Below are 26,815 nucleotides of genomic sequence, written 5' to 3' on the forward strand. Positions count from 1 at the left end.
GGCGGAGCTGGCGCATGTATCCGCACATGCCGGAACAGACCGGGCTTCGCAAAGCGAGCACCCAACGAAGCGATTCGCCGACAGCGGGCGACAGTCGATGGAGCACGACCGTCGGGATTGACCGGTAGTTCGGCGCTGACACAACCGGCAACCGGAATCCCGGCCGCGCAACACTCGTCGCGCGCCGGGGTTCGACTTTGCGAGGGCGACGGCAGCATCGCCCGCCGACCACGCTCACCGCGCGGCGACATCCTCCTTGTGCGCCGCATCGCCGATCGCCGCCGGCGCCGCGCCCCACCCGCCGCCCAGCGCGCGGATCAGGTTCACGGTCGACACGGCCTGCGCACCGGTCAGCTGGTTCGCCTGCAATTGCGACTGCAGCACCGAACGCTCGCTGTCGATCACGTCAAGATAGGCCACCTCGCCTTCCTGATACTGCGTACGCGACAGCGTCGCCGCGCGACGCGACGCATTGACGGCCGCATCCTGCGCGCGAATCTGATCGTCGAGCAGGCGCAGATCGGCGAGATTGTCCTCGACCTCGCGGAACGCGACGAGCACCTGCTGCCGGTAGTTCGCGACCTGCTCGTCGTACTGCGCACGTGCCTGCTGCACGCCGGCCGCACGGCGGCCGCCGTCGAACAGCGGCAACGTCAGCGCTGTGCCGGCGAACGGCCCGAGCAGGAACGTGCGGCTCGACCACATGAACAGGTTGCCGAGCGTCGACGCCTCATAACCGAATGCACCCGTGATATCGAGCTTCGGGAAATACGCCGACTTCGCAAGGCCGATCCGCGCATTCGCGGCGGCCATCGCGCGCTCGGCCGCCGACACGTCCGGGCGGCGTTCGAGCAGCGCCGACGGCAGGCCCGGCGGCACCTTCACCGCGACCGGCACGATCGGCGTCTCCTTGAACGCGAAATCCGCGGGTGCCTTGCCGAGCAGGATCGCGAGCGCATGCTCGGACGCCGCGCGCCGGCGCGTGACGCCGACCGCATCGGCCTGCGCGGTCGCCAGTTCGTTCTTCGCGCGCGACACGTCGAGCTCGCTGATGTCGCCTTCGTTGAAGCGGCGCTGCACGAGCTTCAGCGCTTCCTCGCGCAGTTCGACCGTGCGACGGTACAGGTCCTGGTCCGAATCGAGCTGGCGCAGTTCGAAGTAATTCTGCGCGACGTCCGCCTGCAGCGCGAGCTGCACCGAACGGAACAGCGCTTCGCTCTGCGCCTGATCGGCACGCGACGCCTCGACGTTGCGGCTCACGCGGCCGAACAGGTCGGCCTCGTACGATACCGTGCCCTGCGCGCGCCACAGCGTCGCGGTCGTCGGGCCCGTGCCCTGCGGCTGGAATTGCGACGCCGACGACAGCCCTTCCCGTGTCGGCCCGAACCCAGCGCCGATCTGCGGGAACCACTGCGAGCGCGCGGTGCGCGTGGCAGCACGCGCTTCCTCGACGCGCGCCGCCGCGGCCTTCAGGTTCTGGTTCGCGGCGAGCGCCTGCGACTCGAGCGAGTCGAGCACCGGATCGCCGAATACTTTCCACCATTCACCGCGATGCTCGCCGTCCGCCGGCTCGGCCGTCTTCCACGTGCCGGCCTGTTCGCCGGCCGCGAGCGTCGGCGCTTCCTTGAACGCCGCGGGCGTCGACACGTCCGGGCGCTTGTAGTCGGGCCCCACCGCGCACGCGGCGAGTAGCGTCGCGAGCAGGGTGCTCGCGGCCGCCACCTTCGCAAAGCGCATCAGGCCATTCGAGTTGTGCATGTTGTCCATCTTGTTTTCCTCAAGCATCCGAAGCCGGCACGCCCGGTGCAGGCACGCCATAACCGGCGGAGTCCTTGCCTGCGACGTGGATCTTGCCGCCTGCGAGCGTGCGCAGCACGACGTAGAACACCGGCGTCAGCATCAGCCCGAACAGCGTCACGCCGAGCATCCCGAAGAACACCGCGACGCCCATCGCATGTCGCATCTCGGAGCCCGCGCCCGTCGACGTGACGAGCGGCACGACGCCCATGATGAACGCGATCGACGTCATCAGGATCGGGCGCAGCCGCATCCGGCTCGCCTCGATCGCGGCCTCGAGCGGCGTCCTGCCGTCATGCTCCAGTTCGCGTGCGAATTCGACGATCAGGATCGCGTTCTTCGCCGACAGCCCCACCAGCACCATCAGGCCGATCTGCGTGAAGATGTTGTTGTCGCCCTGCGTGAGCCACACACCCGTCAGCGCCGACAGAATGCTCATCGGCACGATCAGGATCACCGCGAGCGGCAGCGTCAGGCTTTCATACAACGCGGCGAGCACGAGGAACACGAGTAGCACGCTGATCGGGAACACCCACATCGCCGAGTCACCCGCGAGGATCTGCTGGTACGTGAGGTCGGTCCATTCGAACCGCACGCCACGCGGCAGCGTTTCATGCGCGATGCGCTCGATCGCGGCCTGCGCCTGCCCCGACGAGAAACCCGGCGCCGGGCCGCCGTTGATGTCGGCTGCCGTGTAGCCGTTGTAGCGCACGACCATTTCCGGACCGAATGTCGGCGTCACCGTGACGAGCGACGACAGTGGCACCATCTCGCCACGGTCGTTGCGCGTCTTCAGCTGCAGGATGTCGTCCGCGCGCTGACGGAACGGCGCATCGGCCTGCACGCGCACCTGGTACACGCGCCCGAAGCGGTTGAAGTCGTTCACGTACAACGAGCCGAGATACACCTGCATCGTGTTGAACACGTCGGTGACGGGCACGCCGAGCTGCTTCGCCTTCACGCGGTCGAGATCGACGTTGAGCTGCGGCACGTTGATCTGGTAGCTCGTGAACAACGGGCCGAGCTCCGGCGCCTGCTGTGCGCGCTTGATGAAGTCGTTGGTCGCGTCCGACAGTTTCGCGTAACCGACCGCGCCGCGATCCTCGATCTGCATCTTGAACCCGCCGAGCGTGCCGAGGCCGAGTACCGGCGGCGGCGGGAACACCGCGACGAACGAGTCCTTGATCGCCCCGTACTGCTGGTTCAGCGCGCCGGCGATCGCACCGGCCGACAGCGCCTTGCCGTGCCGTTCCGAAAACGGCTTGAGGGTCACGAACACGATGCCCGCGCTCGAGCTGTTGGTGAAGCCGTTCACCGACAGCCCCGGGAACGCGACCGCGCTCTCGACGCCCGGCTGCTTCAGCGCGATCGAGCCCATGTCACGGATCACCTTCTCGGTGCGGTCGAGCGACGCGCCGTTCGGCAGCTGTGCGAACGCGATCAGGTATTCCTTGTCCTGCGCGGGCACGAAGCCGCCCGGCACGACCTTCGACACGAGCACGGTCGCACCCACCAGCACGAGGTACACGCCGAGCATCAGCGTCTTGCGCGACAGCACGCCGCGCACGCCGCGGCCGTAGTTCTCCGCGCCGCGATGGAACACCTTGTTGAAGCCCTTGAAGAAGCCGCCGAGCACGCGATTCATCACGCGCGTGAGCCAGTCTTCCTTGTCGCCATGACCCTTCAGCAGGATCGCGGACAGCGCCGGCGACAGCGTCAACGAGTTGAACGCCGAAATCACCGTCGAGATCGCGATCGTCATCGCGAACTGCTTGTAGAACTGGCCGGTCAGGCCCGACATGAACGCGAGCGGCACGAACACGGCGACGAGCGTCAGCGCGATCGCGATGATCGGCCCGCTCACTTCCTGCATCGCCTTGTAGGTCGCCTGCCGTGCATTCATCCCGCTTTCGATGTTGCGCTCGACGTTCTCGACGACCACGATCGCATCGTCGACCACGATACCGATCGCGAGCACCATCCCGAACAGCGACAACGCATTGATCGAATAGCCGAAACCGAGCAACAGCGAGAACGTGCCGATGATCGACACCGGCACCGCGATCAGCGGAATCAGCGATGCGCGCCAGGTCTGCAGGAACACGATCACGACGATCACGACCAGTGCGATCGCCTCGAGCAGCGTGTGCACCACGGCCTTGATCGACGAGCGCACGAACTGCGTCGGGTCATAGACGATCTTGTAGTCGACGCCGGCCGGCATGTCCTGCTTCAGCTCGGCCATCGTCTTGCGCACTTCGTCGGAGATCTGCAGCGAGTTCGCGCCCGGCGACTGGTTGATCGCCATCGCGACGGCCGGCTTGTTGTCGAGCAGCGAGCGCAGCCCGTATTCGGATGCATCGAGCTCGATGCGCGCGATGTCACGCAGGTGCGTGACGCCGCCGTCCGGCGTCGTCTTCACGACGATGTCGCCGAACTCGTCTTCCGTCTGCAGACGGCCGCGCGCGTTCACCGACAACTGCAGCGGCGTGCCCGGCAGCGAAGGCGATGCGCCGATCACGCCCGCCGCGACCTGCACGTTCTGCTCGCGGATCGCCTGCACGACGTCCTCGGCCGACAGCCCGCGCTGCGCGACCTTCTGCGGATCGAGCCACACGCGCATCGCATAGTCGCCCGAACCCCACAACTGCACCTGGCCGACGCCCTGGATCCGCGACAGGCGATCCTTCACGTTGATCAGCGCGTAGTTGCGCAGGTAGGTCATGTCGTAGCGGTTGTCCGGCGAGATCAGGTGGACGACCATCGTCAGCGTCGGCGAGCTCTTCACCGTGGTGATGCCGAGCCGCTGCACGTCTTCCGGCAGGCGCGGCAGCGCCTGGTTCACGCGGTTCTGCACGAGCTGCGTGGCCTTGTCCGGATCGGTGCCCAGCTTGAACGTGACGGTGATCGTCATGTTGCCGTCGCTGTTCGCCTGCGACTGCATGTAGAGCATGTCCTCGACGCCGTTGATCTGCTCCTCGAGCGGCGACGCGACCGTCTCGGCGATCACTTTCGGGTTGGCGCCGGGATACTGCGCCTTCACGATCACGGAAGGCGGCACGACTTCCGGATACTCCGAAATCGGCAGCAGGAACATCGCGATCACCCCGCCGAGCAGGATGATCACCGATAGGACTCCTGCAAAGATCGGCCGGTCGATAAAGAATTTGGAAATGTTCATGTCTGGCTCTGTCTGGTTGAACGCGGAAACGAAGCGGCGGGCCGCTTACGATTCCGCCTTCGCCGGTGCGGCCGGCTTCGCGTTGTCCGCGAGCGGCGCGGACGGCTCGTCGCCGCCCGTCATCGGGACCATGTGCGGCTTCACCTGCTCGCCCGGCCGCACGCGCTGCGTGCCGTTCACGATCACGCGATCGCCGGCGGACAAGCCGCTCACGATCACGCGCCGATTGCCGTGCTGCATGCCCTGCTGCACTTCGCGATACGACACGCGGCCCTGCTGGTCGACGACGAACACGAACTTCTTGTCCTGGTCGGTGTTGATTGCCGCGTCGTCGACGAGCAGTGCCTGGTGCGGCGCGCTGCCGCCCACCTTCACGCGTGCGTAGAGGCCCGGGACGAGCGTGCCGTCCGCGTTGTCGAAACGCGCGCGCACGCGGATCGTGCCGGACGACGTGTCGAGCCGGTTGTCCACCGAGTCGATCTCGCCGCTGCGCGAATAGCCGGTTTCATTCGCGAGGCCGAGCTCGACCGGCACCTTGCGGCCGTTGCGCGCGCCGTTGATGTATTGCAGGTAGGTCTGCTCGTCCGCGTCGAACGATGCGTAGATCGGCGACACCGACACCAGCGTCGTCAGCGGCGCGGCCGATGCACCGGCAGACACGACGTTGCCGAGCGTGATTTCCGCCCGCGACACGCGGCCCGACACAGGTGCGGTGATACGCGTGTAGCCGAGATTGATGCGCGCCGTCTCCAGCGCGGCTTCGGCGGCCTTCAGGTTCGCACTGGCCTCGCGCGCGGCGTTCTGCTTCTCGTCGTAGTCGCGCTTCGCGATCGCGTTGTCGCCGATCAGCCGCTGCGCGCGCTGCCAGTCGCTCTGCGCGTAGCCGTTGCGGGCCTGCGCGGCGGCGAGCTGCGCGGCCGCACGATCGACTTCCGCCTGGTACGGGCGCGGGTCGATCACGAACAGCACGTCGCCCTTCTTCACGAGCGCGCCGTCCTTGAAGTTCACGGCGACGATCGTGCCGGACACCTGCGGGCGCACGTCGACTTTCTCGACCGCTTCGAGGCGGCCCGAATAGCTTTGCCAGTCGGTAACGGTCTGCGGCACGACGGTCGCGACGTCGACTTCCGGCAGCGGCGGCGCCGCCTTCTCGGGCGCGTTCGCGTTCACGCGCATCGCGCCGAACGTGCCGATGCCGACGACGGCGAGCGTCACGATCGCCGCCGTCGCGATTCGGGAACGGGAGGTGCGTAGGATGGCCATGTGGATCTCCAATAAGCGTGGATTGGTCTGGTTATTCGGTACGGTTCGGCTGGCGCGCCTGGAAGCGGCACTGGAAGAAGCGCACGGCTTCCTCGAGCGCGGCTTCGTGCGTCGCGAGCGCCGCATGCGTCACGTCCGGGTAGCGGATCACCTGCGTGAGCACGCCCGATGAAATCAGGCAGCCCGCATATTTCTCCGCTTCGACGTGCAGCACGTCGTTCTGCGCGGTGACGACGAGCGTCGGCGGCAGGCCCGCGAGGCGCACCGATTCGAGCGGTGCCGCGTACGGATGCATGCGCTGCGCCGCCTGCGGCAGATAGGCGCGATAACAGGCCGCGCATTCGCGCGCGGTGATGTCCGATGAAAGGCGTTCGGCGTCGCCGATACGCGTCATGCTCGGGTCGAGCATCGGCCCGAACAGCGCCTGCGCGGCGATCGACACTTCACCGCGATCGCGCGCGATGAACGCGAGACAGTTCGCGAGCTGGCCGCCTGCATCGTGCCCCGCGACGCCGATCTTCTTCGGATTGCCTCCGAACGCGCGGGCGCGCGTCGCGGCCCATACGGCGGCGCGATACGCATCCTCCGGCGCGGCCGGAAAAGGAAATGCCGGCGCAAGCGAATAATCGACCGACACTACGAGAGCTGGTAAGCGTTCTGCTAAAAAGCGCGCGGCGAAGTCGGCGTCATCGAGCGTGCCGCGCACGAAACCGCCGCCGTGGAAATAAAGCACTACCGGCAATCCGGTCTTGTCGGCGCGGCGATAGACGCGCAACGCAATGTCCTGCGCGTAGCCTGGGATTTCCACCTCCGCGACCGTCAGCGCCGCGCCGGCTCTGGCTTCGGCGGGCAATGCGGCTTTCAGGAATTTGCTGAATTCAGAAGCGTCCATGACGATGCAGCATCCATTTCGAGATGGAACGAATTCTGGGTCCGGCAGACATCCGGATAAATGCCTATAATCCGGCAACACAATTCAACGCCCCCGAACAATCCCAGGCTGCGCTTGCCCACCAGGTAGCGCAGCCTCTTTGTTCGCGGGCTCATTAGATTGCGGAGGTTGTGATGGACCGGCTTCAGGCCATGCAGGTGTTTACTCGCGTCGTCGATACAAGCAGCTTCACCAAGGCAGCAGAAACGCTCAGCTTGCCGCGGGCGTCCGTCACGACGATCATCCAGAATCTCGAAGCATTCCTCGGCGTGCGCCTGATGCACCGGACCACGCGCCGGCTGTCGCTGACGCCTGACGGCGCTGCGTACTACGAACGCTGCGTGCGGATCCTCGCCGATGTCGAGGAAACCGAAGCGAGCTTCCAGAACAACAACCGGAAGCCGCACGGAAAGTTGCGTATCGACATGCCGGGCTCGATCGGGCGGCTGCTCGTGATCCCGTCGCTGTGCGAATTCCACACGCGCTATCCGGACATCGACCTGCAACTCGGCCTGTCCGACCGACCGGTCGACCTGCTGCAGGAGGGCGTCGACTGCGTGATCCGCGTCGGTGCGCTGCAGGACTCGTCGCTGGTCGCGCGCCGCGTCGGCCTGTTCGAATGCGTGTCGGTCGCGTCGCCCGCGTATCTCGAGAAGCACGGCGAGCCGCACACGATCGAGGACCTGAGCGACCACAAGGCCGTCAACTACTTCTCGAGCCGCACGGGCCGCACGATCGACTGGACCTTCCTCACGGACGGCAAGGAAGTCGAGGTGAAGATGAACGCGATCGTGTCGGTCAACGACGCCGACGCATACGTGACCTGCGGGCTCGAAGGCTTCGGCCTGATCCAGCCGCCGCTGTTCATGGTGCTGCCGCACCTGCGCGACGGCCGGCTCAAGGAAGTGCTGCCCGGCCTGAAACCGCTGCCGATGCCGATCTCGGTCGTCTATCCGCACAGCCGGCACCTGTCGCCGAAGGTGCGCGTGTTCGTCGACTGGATCGCCGAGGTGTTCGACCGCTGCCCGCTGCTGAGCGGCAAGGGCAGCCTCGACGCGACGTGCAGCAAGCGCACGTTCGAGGAAGCCGAGCGTGCACCCGCGCTCGACACGCCGGTCATCAACGAGTGGGTCGCGTAATCGTCTGAATCGCGGCGCGCGGGCTGCCCGGCCCGCGCGCCGTCCCGCCTTTGTGCCGCTTCGGTGTCACCTTCGTGTCACCTTCCTTGCCGCGCACATCGCCTTTTCCGAATCCGCACCACACCTTTGCGCCGCGCGTGGCAATCGTCCGCGCACGTCGTCGCGCGAGCGGCTGCACACCACGCGAAGCCCGCTGCAGGCGGCTGCGAGCGATTTCGACATCACGCTGACGACGTTGCGGATCGCGATTGTTCCTCGATCACGACAAATCAATTCGCGTCTGCCGCATTTATCGCGTCCGAACAGATACCTAGAGTAAACCCTGTCGCGCACCTCGTTGCGCATCGAACAGCCCGTTTGACGGGACCGGAGCGAGCGCTCGCGCGCCAACTCCGACCAACACAGGAGTTACGTCATGAACCGCCGCCATCTTCTCTCCGCCGTTGCCCTTGCCCTCGCCGTGTCCGCACCGGCCTTCGCCGATACGAACACCCCGCACGCCGGCGATTACGGCAACACGTCGTGGTACACGCAGCACAACAACGGCCCGCGCACGCGCGCCGAAGTCAGCGCCGAAGTCGAGCAGGCACGCCGCGACGGCACGCTCGCGTACCTGCGCAAGGCGACTTCGTATCCGCAAGGACTCGAACTCGCGCAAGGCCCGTATCGCTCGATGCCCGAAAGCAACCAGCTCGCAGGCGGTGGCCGATAACCGTCGGTAAACGTGCAACGCCGCGCAGAGGATGATCCACCGCGCGGCGTCGCGATACCGCCGTCGAACACTCGATTAGTCAGTTAGTTGCAGGAGTCTGTGATGAACGACCAACTTCCTTCGCCGCTCGATCACTGGGACGACACCACGCCGGTGTGGACGCCGTTCCGTTCCGCGCCGCAATCGCATTGACGTTCGCGTCGACGTCTCGTCGACAGCGGCCGGCCGTCAGCGGCGCGGCACCCCGTCGCGCCATTCGCCCCAGTGCGTGACGATGTCCTGCACGAGCGGGTTGCCGGCTCGATACAGGTTTTCGGTCGCCGGTGCGAAGCCGCCCTGGTCCGCGTAGTTCAGCAGGTTGTCGGCGCTCGTCTGCCCCGCATACGGCCGGTCGAAGTCGGACCCCGTGCGCAGCACCGCGACGCGCGACAGGTCGACCCGCTTCACGCTCGCCGCACGCTTGAGCGCTTCATATGTCGCGTTGTCTTCCTGCGCGGTCATGCAATACGTGCCCTTGCCGTCGGTCAGGATCTTCGTCCACTGACGCGCGCGCTCGCCGATCAGCGTGCCGGAGAACCACGTGTTGCCCGATGACGTGTCGCACTGGATCACCGTCGGCGGCCGGTTCGCGGGCGCGTAGGTGAACTTCGCGCGCGCGGCCTGCGCCTGCACGCTGTCGGCAAGCACGACGTTGCGCGACAACGCATAGGCGGCGTCCGTCAGCTGCGGGTTGAGCTGGAACACTTCGGTGCGATAGTCGAGCGGCGGCTTGTCGTTCGGGCTCTTCGTATTGATGCCGAGATAGCCGGTGTTCCAGCCGGCGGGAATCTCGCGCGCATCGAGTTCCCACTGCAGGCTGAAGTCGACCAGGTACTTCGACCACGCGGCCGAACCGACCGTGCCTTGCGCGGGGTCGACGCCCGCAATGCCCGAGATCAGGAAGTATGTTCGACGCAGGTCGAAACGCTGCGAGAACGTGAGCGCCATGATCGTCGCCGACGCGTTCGCGTAGCCCATGCCGGTCGTCACCACGCACACGTCCTGCTTGTTGCAGTGAACGTTCGGGTAGTCGGGCGACAGGCCCGGCACGGCGATGTCGCGCCACGGGCCGATCCGGTCGAGCCATGCCTGGCCCTCCGGCCCGAACATCGTGATGATCATGACCTTGACCGGGCGGCCCTGTGCACCGGTCTCGGCGAATGCCGTATTGCCCGCGTTGTTGCCCTGGTTGTCCTGCGCGATCGACGGTGCGGTCGCACAGGCGGCAAGCGAGAATGCAGCTGCGGAAAGGATGGAGCGAGTCAGCATCGGCGTTCCTTGTTTCGGTGATGTTGGGTGAGAACGGCTCTCGGAGACTGCGCGAGGAGTATAGAACGCACGTGCGCGATGCGGAACCCGACTACGAAACGGGCGGAAGTATTCGCGGCGCCCGGATACGCGCGAAGCGCTCGACGGAATCCACATTCGCGTCGCGCAATGACGTCAGGAATACTATCGATTTATCGGAGCCCCGACCAACGCCGATGCACATTACGGCACGCAAACGGCGACGAGCCTCGCATGGTCCTCGCCCCACTGCCCGAACAGAAAATCGTTCATCCATCGTCGATGCCTTCGAGAGAAGGCATCGTTAGCAGCGATCCGGCATGAAAAAAACGCGTCAGGCGACGTCCACGCGCGCGGGCCCGTCCACCATCTCGCCGATCACGGCCGCACGGTCGAAACCGTCGGCGCGGAAGCACGCGAGCACGTCGTCGACTGCGTCCGGCGCACATGCGACCAGCAGGCCGCCGGATGTCTGCGGATCGGTCAGCAGCGCCTGCGCGACCGGCGGCAGCCCGTCGGCGAGCCGCACGTCGGCACCATACGCGGCCCAGTTGCGGCCCGATGCGCCGGTGAACACGCCGTCGGCGACGAACGCCTCGACGCCCGCCAGCCACGGCAGCGACGCGTAATGCACGCGCGCGGTGAGATTCGCGCCGCGCGCCAGTTCGAGCGTGTGGCCGAGCAGCCCGAAGCCCGTGACGTCGGTCAGCGCATGCACGCCCGGCAGCGCGGCGAGTTCGGCGCCCGGCCGGTTCAGCTTGGTGGTCGTCGCAACCATCTGTGCGTAGCCCGCGTCGTCGAGCTGGTTCTTCTTCAGTGCGGCCGACAGCACGCCGACGCCGAGCGGCTTGCCGAGCACGAGCACGTCGCCCGCGCGCGCGGCCGCGTTGCGCTTCACGCGCGACGGATGCACGACACCGATCGCCGCGAGCCCGTAGATCGGCTCGACCGAATCGATCGAGTGGCCGCCCGCGACCGGAATGCCGGCATCCGCGCACACCGATTCGCCGCCGCGCAGCACGGCCGCGATCGTCTCGTGCGGCAGCACGTTGATCGGCATCCCGACCAGCGCGAGCGCGAGAATCGGCTTGCCGCCCATCGCGTAGACGTCGGACAGCGCGTTGGTTGCCGCGATGCGGCCGAAGTCGAACGGATCGTCGACGATCGGCATGAAGAAGTCGGTGGTCGCGACGATCGCCTGCTCGTCGTTCAATCGATAGACGGCCGCGTCGTCGGAGGTCTCGGTGCCGACCAGCAGGTCCGGAAACAGCGCCGGCGGCGTCGCGCGCTTCAGCAGCTCGGACAGCACGCCCGGCGCGATCTTGCAGCCGCAGCCGCCCCCGTGCGACAGGCTCGTGAGGCGCGGAACGGCGGGCGGGGTGAGGGTGGCTTCGGTCATCGTCGGCATCCGGTGAATAACAACGCTCCATTATCGACAATTCCGCGCGAGCGCGCCGGATACCCACATAATTGACGGCGCTTGCCGCTCCCCTGCCCGTCCGTCCCTTCGTTCATGGATCACCTGTTCATCGGCCTCGTGCTGTGCTCCGCGTTGCTGCACGCGATCTGGAATGCCTTCCTCCATGTCAGCGAAGACCGGCTCGTCCAGATCGGCACGATGTCGCTGCCGTATCTCGCGTTCGGCATCGCCGGCGCCGTGCTGCTGCCCGCGCCGGCGCCCGCCGCCTGGCCGTATGTCGCGGCGTCGGCGGTGCTCGAGGTTGCGTACTGCTTCACGCTGGCGCGCGCGTACCGCAACGGCGAGTTCGGGCAGATCTATCCGATCGCGCGCGGGATCTCGCCACTGCTCGTGTCGATGCTGGCGCTCGCGCTGCTGCACGAGCGGCCGACGCCGGTCGGCTTCGCGGGCATCGCGCTCGTGTCGTTCGGGATCATGTCGCTCGCGCTGCGGCGCGGCTTCCGGTTCTCCGGCGAAGGCGTGCCGTACGCGCTGCTCACGGGGGTGTTCATCGCCGCGTATTCGATCTGCGACGGGATCGGCTCGCGCGTGTCCGGCAGCGCGCTCGGCTACATCGCGTGGGTGTATCTGCTGTGGAGCGTGCCGCAGCTCGTGCTCGTCTGCGTGCTGCGCGGCGGCCCGCGCGCGGTGCTCGCGTCGCGCACCGCGCTCACGCACGGCGCGATCGCCGGCACGATCTCGCTTGCCGCATACGGGATCGTGATCCTCGCATACCGGCACCTGCCGGTCGCGACGGTGTCGGCACTGCGCGAGACGAGCTCGATCTTCGCGGTCGCGATCGGCTGGTTCGTGATGCGCGAGCGGCCCGGCGCGCAGCGGCTCGCCGCGTGCGTGCTGGTGGTCGCGGGCGCGGCGTTGATTCGGCTGTAGCGCACGCCAACGATCGATTCCCGCCGCGGAAGCGATCGTCAGGTCCACTACCGGCGCCCCACCTCGCAGCGCGCGCATGCCCCCGTCCGGCTCGCTTCAGACCGTCGCGGCCACCTGGTCGAACGCCCGCTCGTCGATCGCCTCGGCCAACGTCGCGAACGCCGTCGCGATCTCGTCCTCCGGCACGCACGCGTAACCGAGCAGCAAGCCCGACTCCGCACGTTCGCGCTGCGCGTAATAGCCGGACAACGGCCGCACGACGATGTTGCGTTCGAGCGCGGCCTGCGCGACCGCGCGATCGTCGACACCGTCCGGCAGCCGCGTGACGAGATGCAGCCCGGCGTCGCTGCCGAGCGCCTGCAGCGTGTCGCCATAGCGGCGTGCGACCGCATCGAGCAGCACCTCGCGGCGCTGCCCGTACAGCGTGCGCATCTTGCGGATGTGCGACACGAAGTGCCCTTCCGCGATGAATTCCGCAAGCACCGCCTGCTGCAGCAGCTGACCTTCGCGATACAGCTCGGCGCTCGCGGTCGCGAAGCTCTCCGCGAGCGGCTCCGGCGCGACGAGATATCCGACCCGCAGCCCCGGAAACAGCGTCTTGCCGAAGCTGCCGACGTAGATCACCTGCCCGGCCGTATCGAGCCCCTGCAGCGACGCGAGCGGCCGGCTGCCGTAGCGGAATTCGCTGTCGTAGTCGTCCTCGATGATCCAGCAGCCGTGCTGGCGTGCGTATTCGAGCAGCATCCGGCGCCGCGCGAGGCTCATCACCATCCCGAGCGGATACTGGTGCGACGGCGTGACGAGCATCAGCTTCGGCGGCTCGGCGAGATCGGCGGCCGACGGCGCGATCCCTTCGTCGTCTACCGGAATCGGCCGCGTGGTCAGCCCCGACACGTTCAGCACGCTGCGCACGCCCCAGTAGCACGGATCCTCGGTCCAGATCACGTCGCCCGGATCGGTCAGCAGCCGCACCGCAAGGTCGATCGACTGGTGGATCCCCGTCGTGATGACGATCTGCTCGGGCGTGCAGCGCACCGAGCGCGACGTGCGCAGATAGTCGGCCAGCGCCTCGCGCAACAACGCGAGCCCGCCGCCCGGCGCGTAGGTCAGCAGGTCCGGGCGCAGGCGCCGCCAATACTTGTTGTGCAGCCGCGTCCACACGCGCGCCGGAAAGCGCGATACATCGGGCACGCCCGGCATGAACGCGCCGCCCTGCCGCTTCGACACGCCCGCCCCCTCGACGAGCCGCGTGCCGCGCGCGGACAGCCGCCGCGCGGAAGAAGGCACCACCGCCGGCCCGGCGCCCGCGTCGGCCGGCGCGCCGACGATCTCGTCCGGCGCGCTGTCGGCGACGAACGTGCCGCGCCCCGTCGCCGAGTTCACGTAGCCTTCGAGCGCAAGCTGTTCGTAAACCTGCGTGACCGTGTTGCGGGCGATCCCGAGCTCGGCCGCGAGCAGCCGCGACGACGGCACGCGCGTGCCGGCCGGCAGCTCGCGCGACAGGATCGCCTGCTGCAGCAGCCGGTGCAGCTGCCGGTAGATCGGCTGTTCGCCGCCGCGCACGAGGCGTTGCGCCAGCCAGTCCGACAACACGCTTGCGCGCATGATTGGCTCCTGAATATTTATTGAAATGGCTCTGATTGCCAGAGCCAAATGTGATTATAGTCGCCTCCATGGGCTGCCAACGCGGCCAATTTTTATCCCACCGGACAAAACATCAAGGAGATGACCGTGAAGAATGCCGACCTGCAGGCCCGCAAGAACGCCGCCACCCCGCGCGGCGTCGGCGTGATGTGCGATTTCTACGCAGCCCGCGCCGAGAACGCGGAACTGTGGGATGTCGAAGGCCGCCGCTTCATCGATTTCGCCGCCGGCATCGCGGTGCTGAACACGGGTCACCGCCACCCGAAGATCGTCAAGGCGATCGCGGATCAGCTGAACAGCTTCACGCACACCGCTTACCAGATCGTCCCGTACGCGTCGTACGTCGAGCTGGCCGAAAAGATCAACGAACGCGCGCCGGGCGACTTCCCGAAGAAGACGGCGTTCTTCACGACCGGCGCCGAAGCCGTCGAAAACGCGATCAAGATCGCACGCGCGGCAACCGGCCGTCCGGGCGTCATCGCGTTCTCGGGCGGCTTCCACGGCCGCACGATGATGGGCATGGCGCTGACCGGCAAGGTCGCCCCGTACAAGCTGAACTTCGGCCCGTTCCCGGGCGACGTGTTCCACGCCCCGTACCCGAACGCGCTGCACGGCGTGACGACGGCCGACTCGATCAAGGCCATCGAAATGCTGTTCAAGGCCGACATCGATCCGAAGCGCGTCGCGGCGATCATTTTCGAACCGGTCCAGGGCGAAGGCGGCTTCAATCCGGCGCCGGCCGAATTCGTGCGCGCGCTGCGCAAGATCTGTAACGAGCACGGCATCCTGCTGATCGCCGACGAAGTGCAGACGGGCTTCGCGCGTACCGGCAAGCTGTTCGCGATGCAGCACTACGATGTGCTCGCCGACCTGATCACGATGGCGAAGAGCCTCGCGGGCGGCATGCCGCTGTCGGGCGTCGTCGGCCGTGCGGACGTGATGGACGCGGCAGCCCCCGGCGGCCTCGGCGGCACGTACGCGGGCAACCCGCTGGCCGTCGCGTCGGCGCACGCGGTGCTCGAGATCATCGACGAAGAAAAGCTGTGCGAACGCGCGACGCAACTCGGCGACGTGCTGAAGGCGAAGCTGAATTCGCTGCAGGCCGACGTGCCGCAGATCGCCGACGTGCGCGGCCCGGGCGCGATGATCGCGGTCGAGTTCCTGAAGCCGGGTTCGGGCGAGCCGGACGCGGAATTCACGAAGCGCGTGCAGGCGCGTGCGCTCGAGCGCGGGCTGCTGCTGCTCGTGTGCGGCGTGTACTCGAACGTCGTGCGCTTCCTGTTCCCGCTGACGATCCCGCAGGCCGTGTTCGACGAAGCGCTCGTGATCCTCGAGGAAGTGCTGAAGGAAACGGTCGGCGTGCCGGCCTGAGTTCCCGTCCGCTTCAACTGAATGTGCCGCCGCCGTCGTAAAGACGGCGGCGGCCGTTTTCACCCGTCCTTACCGTCCTTTTCAAAGCAGGCGATGCATATGAGCACTGTTCAGGAAACCCTGGCACTGAAAGACCCGTCGCTGTTCCGCCAGCAGGCGTACGTCAACGGCGAATGGCAAGGCGCGGCCAACGGCGAATCGTTCGAAGTCCGCAACCCGGCAACCGGCGGCCTGCTCGGCACCGTGCCGGCGATGGGCGCGGTCGAGACGCGTCACGCGATCGAAGCCGCGAACGCCGCATGGCCGGCGTGGCGCAAGAAGACCGCGAAGGAACGCGCGGCAATCCTGCGCAAGTGGCACGGCCTGATGATGGAAAACGCCGACGATCTCGCGCTGATCCTGACCACCGAGCAGGGCAAGTCGCTGGCCGAAGCGAAGGGCGAGATCGGCTACGCGGCGTCGTTCCTCGAATGGTTCGCGGAGGAAGGCAAGCGCGTGTACGGCGACACGATCCCGACGCCGGCGAGCGACAAGCGCATCGTCGTGACGAAGGAAGCGATCGGCGTGTGCGCGGCGATCACGCCGTGGAACTTCCCGGCGGCGATGATTACCCGCAAGGTCGGCCCGGCGCTCGCGGCAGGCTGCCCGATCGTCGTGAAGCCGGCCGAAGCGACGCCGTTCTCGGCGCTCGCGATGGCCGTGCTGGCCGAGCGCGCGGGCGTGCCGGCCGGCGTGTTCAGCGTCGTCACGGGCGACCCGAAGGCGATCGGCGGCGAACTGACGTCGAACCCGATCGTGCGCAAGCTGTCGTTCACCGGCTCGACGCCGGTCGGCCGCCTGCTGATGTCGCAATGCGCGGCGACGGTCAAGAAGGTGTCGCTGGAGCTCGGCGGCAACGCCCCGTTCATCGTGTTCGACGATGCCGATCTCGATGCGGCCGTGCAGGGCGCGATCGCGTCGAAGTACCGCAACAGCGGCCAGACGTGCGTGTGCACGAACCGCTTCTACGTGCATGAAGCCGTGTACGACCAGTTCGCGCAGAAGCTCGCGGCGGCGGTCGGCCAGCTGAAGGTCGGCCGCGGCACCGAGCCGGGCGTCACGCAAGGCCCGCTGATCAACGAAGCGGCCGTGCTGAAGGTCGAGGCGCACATCGAGGACGCGCTCGCGAAGGGCGCGACCGTCGTGACGGGCGGCAAGCGCCACGCGCTCGGCCACGGCTTCTTCGAGCCGACCGTGCTGACGGGCGTCACGCCGGCGATGAAGGTCGCGAAGGAAGAGACGTTCGGGCCGCTCGCGCCGTTGTTCAAGTTCGGCAGCGACGACGAGGTGATCCGCCTCGCGAACGACACCGAGTTCGGCCTCGCCGCGTATTTCTACAGCCGCGACATCGGCCGCGTGTGGAAGGTCGCCGAGGCGCTCGAATACGGGATGGTCGGCGTCAACACGGGCCTGATCTCGAACGAAGTCGCGCCGTTCGGCGGCGTCAAGCAGTCCGGCCTCGGCCGCGAAGGCTCGCACTACGGCATCGACGATTACGTCGTGATCAAGTACCTCTGCCTCGCCGTCTGACGGTTCGGGGCCTGTCGCGTCCGTGACAGGCCCTGACCGCCCGGCCGGAACCGGGCGGTCCCGACGCGGGCCGGTGCCCCTCTCCGCCGCGCCCGCGTCACCTCTACGCGCGCGATGTCGACGCGCCTGCCGAGCGCGACGTCGATGCCGCATCGGCCAAACGTCATCCCGTTCGGCAATTTCGGTCAAGTCTCATTTCTCGTTCCGCGGCCAACCGCTAGATTGAGCGTTCCACCTCGATCCGGTTTGCCCGCGCATGAACACGTCTCCCGTCCGCCCGACCTGCTTCTTCGCCACGCGCCTCTTCCCCGCGCGGCTTCCTCGCATCCGCCCCCGCATCGCAATTTGCACGCAGGGAGTCCACGCATGATCGTGAAAACCTCCGATCGCCGGGTGCCGCCGCTGGCGGGCAGGCCGGGCGGCACGACCAATCACCAGCCGTTCAACGTCGTCTACGACGGGCCCGCGCTCGGCGAGCACCGGATGGACGTGCGTGACCTCGCGCCGGTGCTGCTCGCGATCGCCGATCTGTTCTCGTCCGCCAACAAGGAACTCAATGGCGAGCGCTCGGAAGTTCGCCTCGAGGTCAGGGGCAGCTTCAAGGCCGGCTCGTTCCATGCCGAACTGATCTTCGTCCAGTCGCTCGCGAGCCAGATCCGCGATCTGTTCGCGGGGCCGAACGCCAATGCGTTCAGCAACGCGCTGACGATCCTCGCCGCGCTGGGGATCGTCGGCGGCGGTGGCCTGATCGGCCTCATTCGAACGCTGCGCGGACGCAAACCGCATCGCACCGAACCCGATGGAACGAACGTCAGGATCTGGACGTCGGAGCAGGAATGCTTCGTCGTCGATGAATCCATCGTCCGGCTGTATCGGAACCGGGCCGTTCGCGTCAGTCTGCAGAAAGTGCTGTCGCCGCTCGAACGCGAAGGCATCGACAGCTTTGGCATCATGCGCGACGACACCGTCGAACTTTCGATCGAGCGCGATGAAGTGCCTACGTTCTCGAGCAGCGACGATCCCGGGGAAGTGGTCACCGACACCATCGCGCGCAAGATGCTGACGCTCGAATCCGTGGTGTTCAAGGACGGCAACAAATGGCGCGTGCACGACGGCACATCCGCGTTCTTTGCGTCACTGGACGACGAACAGTTCATCGCGAAGGTCGATGCCGGCGAACGCTTCGGCAAAGGCGACGTACTGGTCGTCGATCTGCGTCAAACGCAGATCATCGTCGACGACGGGCTTCGCAACGAATACCGGATCGTCAAGGTTCGCGAACACCGTGCGCCGCTGCAACCGGTGCTGATCTGAGCTTCGCCCGCATAACGGTAACGCGCGGGCCGGTGCCCCTCTCCGCCGCGCCCGCGTCACCTCCCTTCCCCCGCCTTCAACGAAACACGTTCACCGCATCGACAAGCCGCGTCGCCTGCTGCTTCAGGCTTTCCGACGCCGCCGCGCTCTGCTCGACCAGCGCCGCATTCTGCTGCGTGATGTTGTCCAGATGCACGACCGCCTGGTCCACCTGCGCGACGCCCGTGCTCTGCTCGGCCGTCGACGAGCTGATCTCCGCGATCAGGTCCGACACGCGCTTCACTTGCGTGACGATGTCCTCCATCGTCTTGCCCGCGCCGTCGACAATCCGCGCGCCCGATTCGACCCGTTCGACGCTCGCGCCGATCAGCGTCTTGATTTCCTTTGCCGCGTTCGCACTGCGCTGCGCGAGCGCTCGCACCTCGCCGGCGACCACCGCGAAACCGCGCCCCTGGTCACCCGCGCGCGCCGCCTCGACCGCCGCGTTCAGCGCGAGGATGTTGGTCTGGAACGCGATCCCGTCGATCACGCCGATGATGTCGGAAATCTTGCGCGAACTCTCCGTGATGTCATGCATCGTCGTGACAACCTCGCTCACCGCCTGCCCGCCGCGCTCGGCTGCCTCGCTCGCGGAAACCGACAACTGGTTCGCCTGCAGCGCCGTCTCCGCATTGCTCGACACGGTCGCCGTCATCTCGGCCATCGACGCGGCCGTCTGCTGCACGCTGGTCGACGCCTGCTCGGTCCGTGCGCTCAGGTCATTGTTGCCTTGCGCGATCTCGTTGCTCGCGCGCTGCACGTTGTGCACCTGCTCGCTGACGTCATCGACGAGCCAGCGGAACATCAGCCCGAGCTGGTTGATCGTGCGCAGCGTCATGCCGATCTCGTCGACGCGGTTCATCGCCACGCCCGTGCGGCTCTCGCCGGTCGCGACGCGCAATGCCTGGTCGCGCAACTGCATCAGCGGCCGAGCGATCTGCGCATCGAGCCACAGGCCGGCGGCAATCGACACCCCGGCCGTCGCGGCGGCAAACGCGGCGAGCCCGCCGCCGGCCAGCCCGCATGCCCAGCCCGCGCCGACAACCGCCGGCGCCAGCACGCACAGCGTCGAATGCAGCCGCGCGCGCACCGACATCGTCTGGAACAGCGACGCGACGCCCAGCAGCCCGGTCCGGACGATCAACCCCTTGTGGAATCGGCGCTGGCCGGCCTTGCCTTCGCGGAACGCGCGATACAGCGCGTCGGCCGCCGCGATCTCGTCGCGCGACGCCTTCGTGCGCACCGACATGTAGCCGGTCGGCTGCCCGTTGCGCATCACCGGCACCGTATTCGAACGGACCCAGTAGTGATCGCCGTTCTTGCGGCGATTCTTCACGAGCGCGGTCCATGGTTCGCCGTTCTTCAGCGTCGCCCACATGTCGGCGAACGCCTCCTTCGGCATATCCGGGTGCCGCACGACGTTGTGCGGCTGACCTTCGATCTCTTCGGGGGAAAATCCGCTGACCTGAATGAACGCGGCATTCGCGTATTTGATGTAACTGTCAGCATCGGTAGTCGACATCAGCGTCGCGTCATCGGGAAATTCGAATTCGCGTTGCGTGACAGGCTGGTTATTGCGCATGGTATGGAGTTCCCGGTTGCGGATCTTGCGCCCGCTTGTGAATTGGATCGAGACCGTACGCATCGCGGTCGCCCTGCATGCGTTCGATCAGACTCCTGCGCTTTCGGCAAATCTGGCGAAAACATTATGCCGGCTACGGGTAAATATGCATCTATTTCGCATCATCTTGATTCAGCCGAAAACTTTGTTTATACGTGAATCAAACTCCCGTTTTATCAAATTACCCGGCGATCAATTGTCTTATCAATTGAAGCATTTCCCCCGCCCGGATTAGCCAATAAATCCGGATCCGGAAATGAGAACCCATCTCGTTTCATACATTCGAATCAAATCGGAAAGCGAAGATGCAAGCGGCTCGCCGCGATGGCGCGCGCAAGTGCGCGCGCCCCTTTCGGATTACCGAAACACGTTCACCGCATCGACAAGCCGCGTCGCCTGCTGCTTCAGGCTTTCCGACGCCGCCGCGCTCTGCTCGACCAGCGCCGCATTCTGCTGCGTGATGTTGTCCAGATGCACGACCGCCTGGTCCACCTGCGCGACGCCCGTGCTCTGCTCGGCCGTCGACGAGCTGATCTCCGCGATCAGGTCCGACACGCGCTTCACTTGCGTGACGATGTCCTCCATCATCCTGCCCGCATCGTCGACCCGCCGCGCGCCCGAGTCGACCCGCTCGACGCTCGCGCCGATCAGCGTCTTGATTTCCTTTGCCGCGTTCGCGCTGCGCTGCGCGAGCGCCCGCACCTCGCCGGCGACCACCGCGAAGCCGCGCCCCTGTTCGCCCGCGCGCGCCGCCTCGACCGCCGCGTTCAGCGCGAGGATGTTGGTCTGGAACGCGATCCCGTCGATCACGCCGATGATGTCCGAAATCTTGCGCGAACTCGCCGTGATGTCGTTCATCGTCGTAACGACCTCGCTCACCGCCTGCCCGCCGCGCTCGGCCGCCTCGCTCGCGGAAACCGACAACTGGTTCGCCTGCAGCGCCGTCTCCGCATTGCTCGACACGGTCGCCGTCATCTCGGCCATCGACGCGGCGGTTTCCTGCACGCTCGACGCGGCCTGTTCGGTGCGCGCGCTCAGGTCGTTGTTGCCTTGCGCGATCTCGTTGCTCGCGCGCTGCACGTTGTGCACCTGCTCGCTGACGTCGTCGACGAGCCAGCGGAACATCAGCCCGAGCTGGTTGATCGTGCGCAGCGTCATGCCGATCTCGTCGACGCGATTCATTCGCACGCCGCGGCGGCTTTCGCCGGTCGCGACGTTCAGCGCCTGATCGCGCAGTCGCTTCAGCGGCCGCACGATCTGCGCATCGAGCCACAGGCCGGCGGCAATCGACACCCCGGCCGTCGCGGCAGCAAACGCCGCGAGCCCTCCGCCGGCCAGCCCGCATGCCCAGCCCGCGCCGACAACCGCCGGCGCCAGCACGCACAGCGTCGAATGCACGCGCGCGCGCACCGACATCGTCTGCGGCAGCGACACGATCCTCAACAGCCCGGTCCGGACAATCAACCCCTTGTGGAATCGGCGCTGGCCGGCCTTGCCTTCGCGGAACGCGCGATACAGCGCGTCGGCCGCCGCGATCTCGTCGCGCGGCGCCTTCGTGCGCACCGACAGGTAGCCGTGCGGCACGCCGTCGCGCATCACCGGCACCGCGTTCGCGCGCACCCAGTAGTGGTCGCCGTTCCTGCGGCGGTTCTTGACGAGCGCGGTCCACGGCTCGCCGTTCTTCAGCGTCGCCCACATGTCGGCGAACGCCTCCTTCGGCATATCCGGGTGCCGCACGACGTTGTGCGGCTGGCCGACGAGTTCGTCGTTCGAGAAGCCGCTCACGTACGCGAATGTCGTGTTCGCGTACGTGATGATGCTGTCGGCATCGGTGGTCGACATCAGCGTGACGTCGTCGGGAAATTCGAATTCTTGTTGGGTGACAGGTTGGTTGTTGCGCATGCAAGGCTCCGAAAGGCGGGTCCGCTGCGGGATCCGCGCGGCGCGAAAATCACGCTCAGTAGCCGAAAAACGGTTTATCGCTTTACGACGGTCTCGTCCTTGCTGTCGGCAATCACCGTGAAATCCTTAGTCCGGAAAGCGAACGAAATATCGAATTCCGCCATCGACATGATTTCGATCAAGTAATCCCGCAATAATCGCGTCCAACACTTTTCGGATGCAGCCCGATGCTCTATGGGATTACGTCAGGCGACGCGTCGGTTCAGACAATCATTGCGCACAGCGAAACGATTCTGTCGGATCGACTCAACTCAACCGGCATTTGAATTCGATGAAAAATTCCGGCGATCAATGGAATCGGTCGTACCGGAATGCGGCAACGAACATGCCGCCCGGCGCAAGATCGTCCGTCATCCGTGTGCGCGCGAACGCGGCCCGCGCGTAGAATTTCCGCTTGCTCAACCCCGTCCGCACGGAGAACGACATTGCAGAATGCGTCGCAGCCGCCGGCCTCGCCGAAGATCCTCGTCAGCATGTGCGTGCTCGGTCACCCCGTCCGTTACAACGGCTCGGCGAAGACCGCCGCGCATGAAACGCTCGCACGCTGGCAGCGCGAAGGGCGCCTGGTGCCCGTCTGTCCGGAACTGGCAGGAGGATTGAGCGTGCCGCGTCCGCCCGCCGAAATCGCGGACGGGGAATCGGGGCAACGCGTTCTGTCGGGTGCCGCGCGTATCGTCGACGTGCACGGCACCGACGTGACGGCGCCGTTCGTCGATGGCGCGCGCACCGCGCTCGCGCTGGCTCGCACGCACGATTGCCGCTACGCGATCCTGGCGGACGGAAGTCCGTCGTGCGGAAGCAGTTTCATTTACGACGGGAATTTTGCGGGCCGGCGGCATGCCGGCGCCGGCGTGACGGCGGCGCTGCTGCGCCAGCATGGCATCGAGGTATTCGCGGACAGCGAGATCGACGCGCTCGTCGCACGCCTCGCGCAACGATCGCCAAGCTGAATGACGAAGTGGCCGGCACGACGATCGCGCGCCGGCCACATCGTTCGGACGGGGAAGCCGGTGAAGCGGCGTGAGTCTTGCCGCTCCCCGGATGACGCGATCAGACGCGCTCGATCGCGATCGCGATGCCCTGGCCGACGCCGATGCACATCGTGCACAGCGCGAAGCGGCCGTTGGTGCGATGCAGCTGATACATCGCGGTCGTCACGAGACGCGCGCCCGATGCGCCGAGCGGATGGCCGAGCGCGATCGCGCCGCCGTTCGGGTTCACGCGAGGATCGTCGTCGGCGACGCCCAGCATGCGCAGCACCGCGAGGCCCTGCGACGCGAACGCTTCGTTCAGCTCGATCACGTCGAACTGGTCGATCGTCATCCCGAGCCGCGCGAGCAGCTTCTGCGTGGCCGGCGCGGGGCCGATGCCCATCACGCGCGGCGCGACGCCGGCCGTCGCGATGCCCAGCACGCGCGCACGCGGCGTCAGGCCGAAGCGCTTCGCCGCCGCCTCGTTCGCGAGCAGCAGCGCGGCGGCGCCATCGTTGACGCCCGACGCGTTGCCGGCCGTCACCGAACCGTCGGCGCGCACGACGCCCTTCAGCTTCGCGAGCGCTTCGAGAGACGTTTCGCGCGGATGCTCATCACGCGAAAAGACGACCGGATCGCCCTTCTTCTGCGGAATCGTGACCGGCACGATTTCCTCCGCGAGCGTGCCGTCCTGCTGCGCCCGCGCAGCCTTCTGCTGGCTGCGCAGCGCGAACAGGTCCTGGTCGGCGCGGCTGATGTTGTAGTCGACCGCGACGTTCTCGGCCGTCTCCGGCATCGAATCGACGCCGTGCAGCTGCTTCATCAGCGGATTGACGAAGCGCCAGCCGATCGTCGTGTCGTAAATGTCTGCCTGGCGCGCGAACGCGCTGGCGGCCTTGCCCATCACGAACGGCGCGCGCGTCATGCTTTCGACGCCGCCGGCCACCATCAGCGCGGCGTCGCCCGACTTGATCGCGCGCGCGGCCACGCCGACCGCGTCCATCCCGGAACCGCACAGGCGGTTGATCGTCGAACCCGGCACGCCTTCCGGCAGCCCCGCGAGCAGCGCGGACATGCGCGCGACGTTGCGGTTGTCCTCGCCTGCCTGGTTCGCGCAGCCGTAGATCACGTCGTCGATCGCCGTCCAGTCGACATCGCGGTTGCGCTCGACGAGCGCCTTGAGCGGCACCGCGCCGAGGTCGTCGGCGCGCACGCCGGACAATGCGCCGCCGTAACGGCCGATCGGGGTACGAATCGCATCACACAGAAAAGCTTCGGTCATCAGTGTCTCCGGTCTCATGCAAGGCTGGGAAGAAGATGGAACGCGCCCCTTGCATTGCCCGCCGGGATGCGCTTAAATGTTCTATATACGAACATAAGATCGTGTATCGAACGTTCAACGCATCATAGGGAGTGCGGGGACGACCTGTCAAGCGCGCGGTCCGCGGTGCGGTTGGCGTGTCAGGCCCCATGCGCTATCTTCTCGGCTGCACGACAATCCGACCGTTCATGACAACCGAAGACATCCAGACGAAACCGGGCGACTCCTATGTGCAGTCGTTCGCGCGCGGCCTCGCGGTGATCCGCGCATTCGACGCCCAGCGGCCGGAGCAAACGCTCACCGAGGTTGCGTCGGCCACCGGGCTCACGCGCGCCGGCGCGCGCCGGATCCTGCTGACGCTGCAGACGCTCGGCTATGTCGAGGCCGACGGCCGCCTGTTCCGGCTCACGCCGAAGATTCTCGAGCTCGGTTTCGCGTATCTGACGTCGATGCCGTTCTGGAATCTCGCCGATCCGGTGATGGAGCAGCTGTCCGCGCAGATCCACGAAAGCTGCTCGGCCGCCGTGCTCGACCGCACCGAGATCGTCTACGTGCTGCGCGTGCCGACCCACAAGATCATGACGATCAACCTGTCGATCGGCAGCCGCCTGCCCGCGTATTGCACGTCGATGGGCCGCGTGCTGCTGTCCGCGCTCGACGACGCGACGCTCGACGAAACGCTCGCGCAGAGCGGCATCCGCGCGCATACACCGCGCACGATCACCGACATCGGCGAGCTGAAGGCGACGATCGCACAGGTGCGCCAGCAAGGCTGGGCCGTGGTCGACCAGGAGCTCGAAGTGGGCTTGATGTCGATCTCGGCGCCGATCCGCAACCGGCGCGGGCAGGTGATCGCCGCGATGAACATCAGCGGCAACGCGCAGCGGCACACTGCGAAGCAGATGGTGAAGGAGTTTCTCGGGCCGCTGCAGCAAGCCGCGCAGACGGTGTCCGAGCTGGTGGCACGGCGCGGGTGAGCGCACGGCGCGACGGCCGTTCATTCGCAGACACAAAGACGACGGGCGGCACCGAGCCGCCCGCTCACTGCCCCGACTCCGCTTCTCCCTTCCCGCCGAACACGGAGCGCACTCCGCGCCGCCCGGTTTCGTGGCGCGGCAAAGCCTGATCAATTCGACCAAAACAAAATTGCGCGGTGCCCCCCGGACACCGTGCCCGCCGCTTACGCACCGAGCAACATCCCCGTGCGCACCGGCACCGTCCCCGTCACGCGGCCGAGCGGTGCGCCTGCCGTCACGAAACGGATCGCGCGGCGCATGTATAACACGCCGTCGGTGCCGCTCGACACCGTCGTGATCGCGTCGGTCAGCGGATCGACGATGTCGAACAACGGATCGCCGGCACGAATCGTCGCGCCGACCGCCGCGCGGTGCACGAGAATCCCGCTCACCGGCGCGTAGAACTGCTCGCTGCCCGCGAGCGGCGTGGCCGGCGCGGCGAGCGGCGGCAGCGGCGCGCGCTCGCCGCGCACCGCGCCGCACCACACCAGATAGTCGACGAGCGCGTCGGCGTCACGCGCTGCGTATTCATGCGTCACGTCGCGCTGGCCGCGGCATTCGACCGTCACGGCCACCGTGCCCGCCGCCATCGGCGTGCGTTCCGGCAGATGCTCCCGCAACTGCGTCCACAGCAGGTGATGCGCATCGTCGAACGCGTGGCCGCCTGAATCCTCGGCGAGCAGCGACACCTGCGCGCCGAGATAGCGCGCGAGCGGCTCGACCTGCGGCCATGCCGTGTCGCTCGTGTACACGTGCATCACCGCTTCGAGCGAGCAATGCAGGTCGATCACGACGTCGGCGTCGTGCGACAGCTTCAGCAACGCGAGCTGCAACGCGTCGAATTCGGTGCGCGGCGCGATCCCGTCGAGCGCCGCGCCAACGCATTCGCGCACGATCTCGCGGTTGCGTTCGGGGTCCGCGCAGAGCCGCTCGCGCGCCCGCGCGGCGATGTCGGCGAGCGGCAGGAAGCCGCGATTGAAATTGCGCCCGCTCGCGAGATCGAACCGGCCGATGAACTGCCCGAGCAGATGATGGTTGAGGCCGACCGGGTTCGCCACCGGCACCAGCACGACCTCGGCGGCGAGCCGGCCGTCCGCTTCGAGCCGCGCGAGTCGCTGCTTGAGCGCGACGGCGGCGAGCATCGCGGGCGTCTCGTCAGCGTGCAGCGCGGCCTGCAGGTAGATCTTGAGGCCGGCGCCGGCCGGCCCGAAATGAAAGCTCGTCAGCGTGCGCTGCGTGCCGATCGACGGCGACAGGAGCGGCGTGGTGCGAATCTGCATCGATGATC

The 26,815-nt window shown here is 66.9% G+C and carries 19 protein-coding genes; 8 read left to right on the forward strand and 11 right to left on the reverse strand.

Annotated elements, in window-relative coordinates:
- Positions 1-234 precede the first annotated feature (234 nt).
- Genes opcM through WI26_RS25620 form a run of 4 tightly spaced genes read right to left on the reverse strand, consistent with a single transcriptional unit; the run spans position 235 to position 7,133 of the window.
- A complete protein-coding gene (opcM, locus tag WI26_RS25605) occupies positions 235-1,767 on the reverse strand; it encodes a multidrug efflux transporter outer membrane subunit OpcM (protein WP_069227871.1) in 1,533 nt (510 codons plus the stop codon).
- A 10-nt stretch (positions 1,768-1,777) separates the two neighbouring features.
- Positions 1,778-4,978 carry a multidrug efflux RND transporter permease subunit CeoB gene (ceoB, locus tag WI26_RS25610; RefSeq protein WP_069227608.1) on the reverse strand — a complete coding sequence of 1,067 codons (3,201 nt, stop codon included), beginning with the start codon at positions 4,976-4,978 and terminating at the stop codon, positions 1,778-1,780.
- Between the two features lie 45 nt (positions 4,979-5,023).
- Positions 5,024-6,241 carry a multidrug efflux RND transporter periplasmic adaptor subunit CeoA gene (gene ceoA / locus WI26_RS25615; RefSeq protein ID WP_059467208.1) on the reverse strand — a complete coding sequence of 406 codons (1,218 nt, stop codon included), beginning with the start codon at positions 6,239-6,241 and terminating at the stop codon, positions 5,024-5,026.
- Positions 6,242-6,272: 31 nt separating this feature from the next.
- Positions 6,273-7,133, reverse strand: a complete 861-nt coding sequence (locus tag WI26_RS25620) for an alpha/beta hydrolase (protein WP_059508501.1) — start codon at positions 7,131-7,133, stop codon at positions 6,273-6,275.
- 173 nt (positions 7,134-7,306) lie between these two features.
- Between WI26_RS25620 and ceoR the strand changes: the two genes are divergently transcribed.
- Entirely contained in the window at positions 7,307-8,311 is a 1,005-nt protein-coding gene (gene ceoR, locus WI26_RS25625; protein ID WP_059467210.1) for a putative multidrug efflux transcriptional regulator CeoR, read from the forward strand.
- A 415-nt stretch (positions 8,312-8,726) separates the two neighbouring features.
- Positions 8,727-9,023 (forward strand): DUF4148 domain-containing protein, encoded by a 297-nt coding sequence (locus WI26_RS25630; protein ID WP_059467211.1) that lies wholly within the window; start codon positions 8,727-8,729, stop codon positions 9,021-9,023.
- A gap of 228 nt (positions 9,024-9,251) precedes the next feature.
- On the opposite strand, the gene WI26_RS25635 is transcribed toward WI26_RS25630, so the two are convergent.
- Together WI26_RS25635 and selD are read right to left on the reverse strand one after the other, a co-directional pair.
- The gene (locus WI26_RS25635) at positions 9,252-10,331 is read right to left on the reverse strand and encodes a purine-nucleoside phosphorylase (RefSeq protein ID WP_069227609.1); all 1,080 of its coding nucleotides are present in this window, start codon (positions 10,329-10,331) and stop codon (positions 9,252-9,254) included.
- A gap of 352 nt (positions 10,332-10,683) precedes the next feature.
- Entirely contained in the window at positions 10,684-11,748 is a 1,065-nt protein-coding gene (gene selD / locus WI26_RS25640; protein WP_063552689.1) for a selenide, water dikinase SelD, read from the reverse strand.
- Positions 11,749-11,862: 114 nt separating this feature from the next.
- Between selD and WI26_RS25645 the strand changes: the two genes are divergently transcribed.
- Entirely contained in the window at positions 11,863-12,699 is an 837-nt protein-coding gene (locus tag WI26_RS25645; RefSeq protein ID WP_069227610.1) for a DMT family transporter, read from the forward strand.
- A 96-nt stretch (positions 12,700-12,795) separates the two neighbouring features.
- On the opposite strand, the gene WI26_RS25650 is transcribed toward WI26_RS25645, so the two are convergent.
- Positions 12,796-14,304: a PLP-dependent aminotransferase family protein gene (locus tag WI26_RS25650; protein ID WP_059508499.1), complete on the reverse strand. Its 1,509-nt coding sequence runs from the start codon at positions 14,302-14,304 to the stop codon at positions 12,796-12,798.
- A gap of 120 nt (positions 14,305-14,424) precedes the next feature.
- Here WI26_RS25650 and WI26_RS25655 point away from each other — a divergent pair, with 120 nt between their 5' ends.
- The 3 genes from WI26_RS25655 to WI26_RS25665 all read left to right on the forward strand — a co-directional run bounded on the left by WI26_RS25655 (position 14,425) and on the right by WI26_RS25665 (position 18,597).
- Positions 14,425-15,714 (forward strand): 4-aminobutyrate--2-oxoglutarate transaminase, encoded by a 1,290-nt coding sequence (locus tag WI26_RS25655; protein ID WP_059467215.1) that lies wholly within the window; start codon positions 14,425-14,427, stop codon positions 15,712-15,714.
- Positions 15,715-15,813: 99 nt separating this feature from the next.
- Positions 15,814-17,283 (forward strand): NADP-dependent succinate-semialdehyde dehydrogenase, encoded by a 1,470-nt coding sequence (gene gabD, locus WI26_RS25660; RefSeq protein ID WP_069227611.1) that lies wholly within the window; start codon positions 15,814-15,816, stop codon positions 17,281-17,283.
- 114 nt (positions 17,284-17,397) lie between these two features.
- Positions 17,398-18,597 (forward strand): hypothetical protein, encoded by a 1,200-nt coding sequence (locus WI26_RS25665; protein ID WP_236849335.1) that lies wholly within the window; start codon positions 17,398-17,400, stop codon positions 18,595-18,597.
- Between the two features lie 76 nt (positions 18,598-18,673).
- Here WI26_RS25665 and WI26_RS25670 read toward each other — a convergent pair whose 3' ends face one another.
- Both WI26_RS25670 and WI26_RS25675 read right to left on the reverse strand, forming a co-directional pair.
- Complete coding sequence (locus WI26_RS25670) at positions 18,674-20,218, reverse strand: PAS domain-containing methyl-accepting chemotaxis protein (RefSeq protein WP_059594196.1); 1,545 nt, start codon at positions 20,216-20,218, stop codon at positions 18,674-18,676.
- 396 nt (positions 20,219-20,614) lie between these two features.
- Complete coding sequence (locus WI26_RS25675) at positions 20,615-22,159, reverse strand: PAS domain-containing methyl-accepting chemotaxis protein (protein WP_069227612.1); 1,545 nt, start codon at positions 22,157-22,159, stop codon at positions 20,615-20,617.
- Positions 22,160-22,692: 533 nt separating this feature from the next.
- Between WI26_RS25675 and WI26_RS25680 the strand changes: the two genes are divergently transcribed.
- Complete coding sequence (locus tag WI26_RS25680; protein ID WP_419465567.1) at positions 22,693-23,169, forward strand: DUF523 domain-containing protein; 477 nt, start codon at positions 22,693-22,695, stop codon at positions 23,167-23,169.
- Positions 23,170-23,269: 100 nt separating this feature from the next.
- Here the strand turns inward: WI26_RS25680 and pcaF are convergent, their stop codons facing one another.
- Entirely contained in the window at positions 23,270-24,472 is a 1,203-nt protein-coding gene (gene pcaF / locus WI26_RS25685) for a 3-oxoadipyl-CoA thiolase (RefSeq protein WP_069227613.1), read from the reverse strand.
- Between the two features lie 227 nt (positions 24,473-24,699).
- Between pcaF and WI26_RS25690 the strand changes: the two genes are divergently transcribed.
- A complete protein-coding gene (locus WI26_RS25690; RefSeq protein WP_059508612.1) occupies positions 24,700-25,488 on the forward strand; it encodes an IclR family transcriptional regulator in 789 nt (262 codons plus the stop codon).
- Positions 25,489-25,691: 203 nt separating this feature from the next.
- On the opposite strand, the gene WI26_RS25695 is transcribed toward WI26_RS25690, so the two are convergent.
- Positions 25,692-26,807 (reverse strand): succinylglutamate desuccinylase/aspartoacylase family protein, encoded by a 1,116-nt coding sequence (locus tag WI26_RS25695; RefSeq protein WP_069227614.1) that lies wholly within the window; start codon positions 26,805-26,807, stop codon positions 25,692-25,694.
- Positions 26,808-26,815: the final 8 nt, after the last annotated feature.

Origin of the sequence: Burkholderia diffusa (assembly GCF_001718315.1) — a bacterium.
Taxonomy (GTDB): Bacteria; Pseudomonadota; Gammaproteobacteria; order Burkholderiales; family Burkholderiaceae; genus Burkholderia; species Burkholderia diffusa_B.

Excerpts from the sequence above, each read along its gene's own strand:
- opcM (WP_069227871.1), bottom strand. The coding sequence starts at position 1,767 with ATGGACAACATGCACAACTCGAATGGCCTGATGCGCTTTGCGAAGGTG.
- ceoB (WP_069227608.1), bottom strand. The coding sequence starts at position 4,978 with ATGAACATTTCCAAATTCTTTATCGACCGGCCGATCTTTGCAGGAGTC.
- ceoA (WP_059467208.1), bottom strand. The coding sequence starts at position 6,241 with ATGGCCATCCTACGCACCTCCCGTTCCCGAATCGCGACGGCGGCGATC.
- WI26_RS25620 (WP_059508501.1), bottom strand. The coding sequence starts at position 7,133 with ATGGACGCTTCTGAATTCAGCAAATTCCTGAAAGCCGCATTGCCCGCC.
- ceoR (WP_059467210.1), top strand. The coding sequence starts at position 7,307 with ATGGACCGGCTTCAGGCCATGCAGGTGTTTACTCGCGTCGTCGATACA.
- WI26_RS25630 (WP_059467211.1), top strand. The coding sequence starts at position 8,727 with ATGAACCGCCGCCATCTTCTCTCCGCCGTTGCCCTTGCCCTCGCCGTG.
- WI26_RS25635 (WP_069227609.1), bottom strand. The coding sequence starts at position 10,331 with ATGCTGACTCGCTCCATCCTTTCCGCAGCTGCATTCTCGCTTGCCGCC.
- selD (WP_063552689.1), bottom strand. The coding sequence starts at position 11,748 with ATGACCGAAGCCACCCTCACCCCGCCCGCCGTTCCGCGCCTCACGAGC.
- WI26_RS25645 (WP_069227610.1), top strand. The coding sequence starts at position 11,863 with ATGGATCACCTGTTCATCGGCCTCGTGCTGTGCTCCGCGTTGCTGCAC.
- WI26_RS25650 (WP_059508499.1), bottom strand. The coding sequence starts at position 14,304 with ATGCGCGCAAGCGTGTTGTCGGACTGGCTGGCGCAACGCCTCGTGCGC.
- WI26_RS25655 (WP_059467215.1), top strand. The coding sequence starts at position 14,425 with ATGACCGTGAAGAATGCCGACCTGCAGGCCCGCAAGAACGCCGCCACC.
- gabD (WP_069227611.1), top strand. The coding sequence starts at position 15,814 with ATGAGCACTGTTCAGGAAACCCTGGCACTGAAAGACCCGTCGCTGTTC.
- WI26_RS25665 (WP_236849335.1), top strand. The coding sequence starts at position 17,398 with ATGTCGACGCGCCTGCCGAGCGCGACGTCGATGCCGCATCGGCCAAAC.
- WI26_RS25670 (WP_059594196.1), bottom strand. The coding sequence starts at position 20,218 with ATGCGCAATAACCAGCCTGTCACGCAACGCGAATTCGAATTTCCCGAT.
- WI26_RS25675 (WP_069227612.1), bottom strand. The coding sequence starts at position 22,159 with ATGCGCAACAACCAACCTGTCACCCAACAAGAATTCGAATTTCCCGAC.
- WI26_RS25680 (WP_419465567.1), top strand. The coding sequence starts at position 22,693 with ATGTGCGTGCTCGGTCACCCCGTCCGTTACAACGGCTCGGCGAAGACC.
- pcaF (WP_069227613.1), bottom strand. The coding sequence starts at position 24,472 with ATGACCGAAGCTTTTCTGTGTGATGCGATTCGTACCCCGATCGGCCGT.
- WI26_RS25690 (WP_059508612.1), top strand. The coding sequence starts at position 24,700 with ATGACAACCGAAGACATCCAGACGAAACCGGGCGACTCCTATGTGCAG.
- WI26_RS25695 (WP_069227614.1), bottom strand. The coding sequence starts at position 26,807 with ATGCAGATTCGCACCACGCCGCTCCTGTCGCCGTCGATCGGCACGCAG.